Genomic DNA, 8551 nt, shown 5'->3' with positions numbered 1-8551 from the left:
ATAAGTCTCCAACCTGACAGTCAAAGTATCGGCATAGCGCTTCCACCGCTTCAAGCTCGATGCGGCTGGCTGATTCGTGATAGAGCCTCGTAATCGTTCCTCGATTAATGCCCGTTTCACGTGCCACATCGACAATCTTCAACTTTCTTTCTCCCATGATCCGAGATAGGTGGCACTTAATCATAATGTCTCTCTATAAATTTATTTGATCTTCTATAGGTCAAAAATTGTTGCAATAGGTCTTTTATGGGCTATTATGTTCTTCAGGAGGTCATAAGGGCTTTTTGATGCGCTTAATGATCTTCAAGACAATATCATAAGGAGAGCAAAAATGTCTTATTGTTACCTCACTACAGCCGAGCTAGCGGAGCGCATCAAGTATGACGCACGCACCATCCGTGAACGTTTAAAAGATGACGTGCTGCTGGAAGGTATTCATTACATTCGCCCATTTGGCGGCCGCAAGATTTTGTATCTTTGGGAGCCCATTGAGCGCGATATGCAGCTGCACTCGAAAGAAGAAAGTCTTGGCGTACCAATGGCGGGTGGAGGTGTTTGCTATGGGTAAGGTACGTGTTCGTGAGAAAACGAATAAGCTCTTCTTCGACTTTCGCTATTTAGGCAAACGCTGCCGTGAGCAAACGACACTAGATAACACAACGGCGAATCGCAAAAAGCTAGAGCGGATTCTGGAGAAGATTGAGGCGGAGATTACGCTGGGTTCGTTTGATTATGGTCGCTACTTCCCAGATAGCCCGCGTGCCAAGACGTTAAGCAAGCGTGCGCTAACGGCGGTGGGTGGCTATCACGCGACGCCGCTGCTGTGCCAGTTCGCTGAAACGTGGTTTGCAGAGAAAGAGATCGAATGGCGCGAGTCGCAGATCGTCACGGTGCAAGGCTGTTTAGATCGCCATATCTTGCCCGCGTTAGGGCATAAGGAAGTCGGCAGCATCACTCGTGCAGAAATTCTTGAGTTCCGGGCGTCACTCGCCAAAGTAAATACCCGGAGCGGCAAGAAACTCTCTGCTAGCCGTATCAACCACATCATGACGCCATTGCGCATGATGTTGAATGAAGCCGCCGACCGCTATGAGTTTAGCTCACCGTACCGCGGGATTAAATCGCTCAATGTGCCACGCACTGATGTGGAGCCGTTTACGCTTGAGGAAGTGCAGCAGATCATACAGCGCGTGCGCGAAGACTTTCGTCAGTACTACACCGTGCGTTTCTTCACCGGTATGCGTACTGGCGAGATCGACGGCTTGGTTTGGGAGAACGTGGATTTTGGCCGTCGCCAGATTTTAGTCCACCAAGCACTGGTGCGTGGCCAGATAGTGCCGACGAAAACCGATGGCTCCTTCCGCTCTATCGACATGTCACAACCCGTCTTTGATGCGCTGAAGGCGCAGTTTGAGGTAACGGGTAAAACAGGACTGGTATTTACCACTCGTAAGGGCACTGCTGTATCTCACGTTAATGTAACGAAACGGGTGTGGTATCCCTTGTTGGAGGAGCTAGGGCTGCGTAAGCGCCGTCCTTATCAAACTCGCCACACTGCTGCCACTCTTTGGCTGGCGGCAGGCGAGAGTCCTGAATGGATTGCCCGCCAGATGGGCCATACCACCACGGAAATGTTGTTCCGTGTGTACTCACGCTTTGTGCCTAATTTAACGCGTCAAGACGGCTCTGCGTTTGAGCGCATGCTGAACCAGAAGCGTGCCTAGGAGAAAACGATGAAACCGATCGATACGCCAACAAAGCGCCGTGACAACATCGAAGATACCCTGCACGTGATGGCAGCACTGCAATCTCAACAACGCCTTGAACGCCGCTTGGCAGAAGCGCTCGCTGCCGCCACCAGCTTAGCGCCTGGCTGTGCTTTGGTGGTGTGGCTGGGAGATGGGCAAGAGCGCACTAACCTAGATGCGTTAGCAACTTGGGTAGGCCGCACGCTTAAACAGCTAGGGCTTGATGCCAATCGCCAAGCCATTCCACGTTTGCTTGCAGAGCTAGAGCGCACCTTATGGGCATGGGAGGATCAAGCATGGCAGTAACATCGCAAACGGCCACTCAAAAGGCAGACCGTCAGTTTGAAGGGGAGTTGTATGTCGCCGGCGTCGAAGGGGCCGGAACGGTTGATGCAGCATGAAGTCTGGTCGCTGTACTTAATCGGCACTAAAGGAAATTTACGCGCCTTTCTAACCGACCGTCATGTAACAAAAGAAGGGGCTCCTAAAATGGGCCAGCGGCTCAAGGTGACAGTGCGTTGGGCTAACTTCGCCAGTCAAAAGCTGTGCTTCATCACTCGTTATGTAGTGTTGGTCGATTAAAAGTAGAGTAGTCCACATTTCCCACCCGTCAGTTTACCCCCACCCCTTTTAACAAGGGCGGTGGGGGTAATGGGTTATATGCTGCGGTGTTTATATCATGTTGGCTTTCTATAAATGATGAGCAGCAAACTGCTTCTCAAGGCAACTGTAAAGATTAGACGTATATTCGACAAAGGATACTATGCTGTTCAAAGTGCGTAGCATTAAAGGCAGGTATTTTGCAATATAACTTAGGCACGCTTAACATTATGATAATTTTAAAGTATAATTTGCTGGTTTTAGGGTTTTGACGTGCACATATCAATATTTCAACATAACTGATATTTGCTGTTGTGCTTTTTGCTAAACCGACTTTTCAGACAGAACTTAGCATGGGCCAGCAGCTTCAATTAACAGTGCGTTGGGCTAACTTCGCCAGTCAAAAACTGTGTTTTATTACTGGTTGTGCTCCCCCCTTAGTGGCTAGTTCTTGTGCTATATCATAAAACTTCTCCCACCCTATTTTACCTAGTTAGTGGAGGACGTTGCTGTCTTACAGGTCGTTAGAACCAACATTAAAGCCATATACTAACATCGTCATAAATACGGCAAACCGAAATGCCTCCCATAGAGGCTGTTGATTATCTGAGTAATGACCTCGCGTGATTTTTAAATGGGCATTTCCGTACCAGTACCTTGTGCGGCCAGAGGGGGAGGAGGTGGGTACAAGGTCAATGCGTTTGTGAGGAATGCCAGTAGCGTCAGACCAATATTTTTTTATTGATTTTTTTTTGCTTCCTTCTTTGACTTCAACAAGTAGGTAAGTGTGCTTCATACAGCGCAATGGCCGAAGAAGTCCCAGTACTGCATTTATAGCTTCCGCATGCGGAAGAGTGATATGCCCCGTGCTTCGCTGCATAGAGTAAAAAAAATATTGTGTACCTGCTTCAGCAGCTACTACGTGCTGTGGACACCACTCCGTTAGTATGTGAAAAAACTTTCCTGCTTCTCGTAAGACGTTCGGCTTTAAGGGTGGAGCCATGCAGCTATTCAGCTCAGGCATATAGATACTCCGAGATGCGTTGTGATCTCTTTGTTCAATGTCTTTATAGCGGCTAAATACTGGATTGTTTCGAAAAGTTTTTGTTGACATTAGGTACTTGCCACATTTTTGCCAGCGGCTAAGATCTTCAGGATTGAGAAAGAAACGTTTTGCAGATTGTGCAATGGCTTCTCCCAAGGTCATACCGTGATGCTCTAGCTGTTCGATTAGCCGCAAGCATTGATATATCACCGTGACTGCAGGGAAATTGCTGCTTTTTTTAAGTATGGTGTCCAGTGGGTTCTGGATAGGAGCATGGTAAGGCTTATACGGTGCCTTGATAAGAGGGGAGATATTAAACTCACACCATTGATTTTGTAGGTGCTTCAATAAGTCACTGGCGCGGGTAGGGTTTTGAAGCCCGCGCCGATTTCGCCAACTGGTAAGCGCTGTTTTAGAGGGTATTTTAAGTAATACAAGTTGCTGATGTGTCGTTAGAGGCACATCAAATCGTTGGCTAAGTAGTTTTCCAAGGGCCCAGTCTAGCAAGTGGCTATATGAACTCAGTGTTTCATCCGGACTGGCATGTCCTGCCCACAGTGCAAGCAGCCATAAGCGCTTACGAGAGGGACGGTGTTGGGGAGGGAGTCCTGCTAACTTAGACAGATCGACATCCTCATTGGGCATAGCTATATGGCCGTTATCATCCGTTGACCACGTGCTTTCCAATAGTGCATTTGGCTTGCTCTCTAGTAGACGTAGCAACGTGAAACTGATGAAACTGTGGCGTAGATGGTGATAACGAAGGCTCTTATCACCGCTAACGGTTTTGAGGGCAATTTGAATCGGTCGAAAAAGCATGCTGTCTTCTAACAATGAGGAGCCTTCTCCATCCCGGCAAAACAATAGCTGCTTGTCGGCGGTACGCGTCATGGCTTGGTTGCGGCGCTCTTGTACCCAATCAATCAAGAATTCCCGTTCTTCTGGCATCAATAGCCATAGTGGTAGACGTCGTGTAGCTGAATAGCTTTTGCCACTGTGAAATGAGTTCGCACGTACGATGACTTCCCCTGATATGCCAGTTTGATCAGTTAGATAAGCAATGTCGTGTATTAGCAGTGAAGCGCATTCACTTCGGCGAAGCCCTAACCGATAACCGAGTATTAGTGCCAGTATCTGCATAATTTTGAATGGTCGATCCTGCTCTGATGAAATAATCATCTCGATCGCTCGGCAATATTCTGCAGGCGTAATAATGTTCACGTCAACGCGATGCTGTTGTTGCTGATCTGCTTCAAGTTCAATGGGCGGTATAGCATAGGCGCTGGTGAGGTAATGATGAAAATCACGCAAACGATTTTGCGTTCTAATGCGGCTGGCTGACGATTTAGAAGCATTTAGCACAGTTTCATAAAGCTTTTCCCATTCACCGACACTGGTAACTTCTAATTCACCCATCATGTGTTCGTGAATGATGAGTGGTTTTGCGATATTCGAAAGATAAGTGGAGATTGTACTGATGGTTAGTCTGGATTTGACACGCCCACCTTTGCGGATCAACGCTATACACCAGTTTGCTAACAGTGTAATCATGACGCCGTTTTGCTCGGTTTTGGCCAGTAATGAGCCAATGTTAGCGATTACTTTCGCTTTTCCTGTTTTTTTTGCTAGTGAAACGGATAAACATGCCTGTAGCTTTCTCAGTTGCTTCAACTGGTCTGGATATGCCCCGTCACGGTCAGGAAATACGTTAAAGGTATGCAGGGTTTCATCCTCTTCAGCAGTTTTAATAGGTTTGAAAGACACTACTTGTCGATTGGTAAAACGGTGCCATACGCTTGGTGGAAGCGACAATGATGAGTCTTCTTGGCTTGAGTAGTAGTTAAATAAGGGTAGTAATTCTAGTGATGCTGACGTCTTGGCAATGGAAAGGAGCGCCGGTAGCTTCACTTTAGCTAGCTCTCTGGATAGGCGTTGGGTATAATAGAGTAAGCATTCTATGGCGCTGTCAGGCACGGGCCAATTGCGGCCGCATTGCTGGTGATAATTCAGTAATAATAACTGGCTTATAGGGCTCAAGAATAGACGCCTGTATTGGTGTTGCTGTTCGTATTCCAAGCTATTATCAGGTAAGTCATTAAATGCGACTGAAGCCTGTGTGATTTTATTTCTACTATTGTTCTTAACGGCATGATGTTCTTTTTTCAGTGTTAAATAGGCAGTGTCCTTCTCAAATGCTATGCCATCAACCATAGCTATAGGAACCTGCTTTAACCACTCTTTATTGAGCAACGCGCCTTCACGAACCAGCTGAAATAAAAAACGCCCCGCCAGCCATGTTTTTAATTCATCCTGATGAAGGCTGATGGGGGGCAATAATTGATCGTGACTGTTTACAGCGGTATCCCAGCTGTGTAGTTGACTAAAAGAGTCAGTCGTTACTTGCGGCGATTTGCGTGGTAGCGTGACCATAGGGCTTGGAATACTTACTTTCCAATCCAGTTCTCGCGTTCCACGCTCCAATCCTTTCACTAAAAAATTATGCTGTTGGCGTAGCTTTTGTGGGCTTGTGATCGTGTGAAGCGACTCAAACGCATCGCTGATAGCTCGTTCAGGAAAGTCCAATCCAAGTTGCCCTGTAGCGGCACCCGGTATACGTGACTCTATCTGATCCAGCGCGGAAGATAGCTCTTTGAATTTGTCGCGTGCTCGTTGATAGCGCCGCGACGCTTCTCCATCAGCACCCGCTTGTATCGGTGGCGATAATTTCCAGCCAGCCCAAATCGATTGTTCACTCATAGCACGGCCCCCTCGATCGCTCTCCACCCCTGACGCTGCATCATTAATTCAATGGCTGAGCTAATGTGCTCACGATATTCATGTGGACAAAATGTTGAGTATTTTGCCCATGGCTCCTGTCCCGCATCCCAGTGGCCCATGCATGCATCGACTAATTCAGCGGAGCAGCCGACTTCTTTAAGATGGGTATGTAAGTAATGACGGTTGATATTCAGCGGAGGTGAACCAGGCCAGTCCAAATGTTCCTGAAGTCTCTTAGGTGTGACCTGTTTTGGATGGCCGTATGTATCCAAAAATAGAAAAGGGCTGTCCCATTGCTGCTGCAGATATAGCTTTAGACGACCCACGATTGCTTCACGATGACGAAGATAATGTTGGAGCTGATCCATCATTATCGTTGGTAGCGGCAAGAAGCGAGCGTGGCTCTGTGCATCATCGGTTTTATCAGCGATGACCATCATGCGGCGTGACAACGACAGTTGATCCCATTTAGGTAAGGGATCGCGAATGCTGCGATAACCGGTGCAGAACATCAGCATTGCCACGGTATAGGCTGTATAGCGGTTATGAACGTTTACCGTGCGCTGAAACAGTGAACCGCTCTGATCGGCTGACGTTATTTGCTGTTGCATGTGCACTACTAGTTTTTCAACATACGATGCTTTGGGGACTAGCTGAGAGCCTACGTAGTGAGCTGTTTGTTGTTGTGAATCTGAAGCCACTGCTGTGTGCTCTGAGTCAGCGGTTGTTTGCCCCTTTTCGGTTTTAGGTTTTGGCCACTGCTGCTGGATGATCCGCATGGCATCCAGGTAACGCTTTTTCAGGTAGTGATTATTGGGGGCGAAATAATACAATGATGCCTGCTGGCCAAAAGAGGGTACCCGGGCGGTGATCAAGCAGGCCGCCGTTAGATCTGCATCACCGCTGTTCAGCGTATTAAAGAGATGCATGCCCAGGCGGTGTACCGTCAGCCGGGAGCCTGTTTGCTTATTAGTGTTGGCAAGCAGTTTTTTAAGCTCGATCGTGGATTCCTGTCTTTCCTTATCAGTAAATAAGGCAACTGAGCGTTTTTTTATCCGAAGCGCTTTGTGCCTTATAGCTGGCCTAAGTAGGGAGCGCAAAAAATGTGGAATTGGTAAAACGATACGCGTCTGGGTGGGACGCATATCGTGACGCCAGTGACTACTTAATTGGCGGCTATCCGGAGGCCTAATGACGCCGGTGACCCAGCTGCTTGTTTCTAATAAGAGGTAGATTGACTGTTCATGCAGTGCTGATTTAGGCACCTGTTCAACGCTATTGGCAATATGCACATCGAGTACATTTTCTAAACTCCGGCCGGTCATCAGCATTAAACCAAGGATGCATGTTAAGAAGGTGCGGTTTCGTTCTGTGCGATTTAGCTGAACCTGTAGATGATTTAAATCGTATGCAGAGAGCTGCTCCCATCGACCAGGTAAAAGCTGTGCTGATTTATCAAGATGCAGTTGCTGGGATCGTGCACGAAAAACAGATTGAAGCGACGAATCACCCTTTGCTAACGTTAATGGCTTGTCGCTCTGTATCAGTTCAATCGATGAGCGCTCTTCAATCGCGGAGAGGCCCGCTTGACGTACGGAGCTATAGTCGGCTGTTTGAGACGGGGAAGTGATTACTGAACTCGATAGGGCTAACCATGGCTCATCAGTGTCTACGTCAATAGGTCGAGTACGCTGGGGAAATAAATAATTATCGTTATCCGCTTGCTTAGAGTGGTTTCTTTTTCGTGGCTGCCTGTCATTGAGAGCGTAGGCAAAAAAACGTTCTAGCTGCTGTATATAAGTTTCACTGCCTTCTACCTTTTTTCCAGCAATCGATTGGCAAAATTTTAATAATGTATGGGTGGATTGATCCCATGGAGCAAGCTGTGCCAACCCATCAGTATCCATACGTCGAGCAACTTTACAGGCTGCTTCAAGGTTTTTTTGATAGGTGGCTATGTTGAGGCGTTTTATATCATGATCTGATAGCGATTGATGTTCGGATAACGCCTCTATCTCTTTTCGCCATTGAAAAGCCACGTTGATAATATGACCGAGAAGCTTCAACCGATCTTCAGTGTCGATATGCTTAGATATTTTATAGAGCGCGCCATGGATCGGGTTAGTGCCGTAAATGCCTTTTTCGCCCTTACCTGACTTTATTTGAAACTCAATTTCTTGATTCTCAATGCCTGTGATCAAATTTTTGATCGCTGATACATCCCAGCAGTCATCTCCAACGATAATAAGGTGCTGAAGTGTGACAATCAGTGCGGGGTAGAGCTGTGAAAACGAAAAATAGTCAGCGCGTGGCTGTATCGCCTCTTCAAGAAGCAATGTTAGAGATACGTTTCGTGTCACCTTAAATACCCTTATTTAGA

General features: G+C 47.2%; 7 protein-coding genes. 4 read left to right on the top strand and 3 right to left on the bottom strand.

What is annotated here, in order from left to right:
- Positions 1-184: helix-turn-helix domain-containing protein (locus AC13CN_RS01630; RefSeq protein ID WP_483052975.1), on the bottom strand; the 184-nt coding region annotated here is incomplete at its 3' end.
- A 147-nt stretch (positions 185-331) separates the two neighbouring features.
- On the opposite strand from AC13CN_RS01630, the gene AC13CN_RS01625 reads away from it, so the two are divergent.
- The 4 genes from AC13CN_RS01625 to AC13CN_RS01610 are packed head-to-tail and all read left to right on the top strand — an operon-like array spanning position 332 to position 2330.
- Complete coding sequence (locus AC13CN_RS01625; protein WP_301583889.1) at positions 332-568, top strand: hypothetical protein; 237 nt, start codon at positions 332-334, stop codon at positions 566-568.
- On the top strand, positions 561-1724 hold the full coding sequence (locus AC13CN_RS01620) for an Arm DNA-binding domain-containing protein (RefSeq protein ID WP_483052974.1): 1164 nt from the start codon (positions 561-563) through the stop codon (positions 1722-1724). The genes AC13CN_RS01625 and AC13CN_RS01620 overlap by 8 nt, the downstream gene beginning before the upstream one ends.
- Before the next feature lie 9 nt (positions 1725-1733).
- Positions 1734-2054 carry a hypothetical protein gene (locus AC13CN_RS01615; RefSeq protein ID WP_199284186.1) on the top strand — a complete coding sequence of 107 codons (321 nt, stop codon included), beginning with the start codon at positions 1734-1736 and terminating at the stop codon, positions 2052-2054.
- Positions 2055-2105: 51 nt separating this feature from the next.
- Positions 2106-2330: a hypothetical protein gene (locus AC13CN_RS01610; RefSeq protein WP_483052973.1), complete on the top strand. Its 225-nt coding sequence runs from the start codon at positions 2106-2108 to the stop codon at positions 2328-2330.
- 532 nt (positions 2331-2862) lie between these two features.
- On the opposite strand, the gene AC13CN_RS01605 is transcribed toward AC13CN_RS01610, so the two are convergent.
- Positions 2863-6150 carry a site-specific integrase gene (locus AC13CN_RS01605; RefSeq protein WP_483052972.1) on the bottom strand — a complete coding sequence of 1096 codons (3288 nt, stop codon included), beginning with the start codon at positions 6148-6150 and terminating at the stop codon, positions 2863-2865.
- Complete coding sequence (locus tag AC13CN_RS01600; RefSeq protein ID WP_483052971.1) at positions 6147-8531, bottom strand: hypothetical protein; 2385 nt, start codon at positions 8529-8531, stop codon at positions 6147-6149. Before AC13CN_RS01600 ends, AC13CN_RS01605 begins: the two co-directional genes overlap by 4 nt.
- Positions 8532-8551 lie beyond the last annotated feature (20 nt).

The organism is Vreelandella sp. L-25 (genome assembly GCF_056857535.1).
This window is presented reverse-complemented; position numbering and strand designations above follow the sequence as displayed.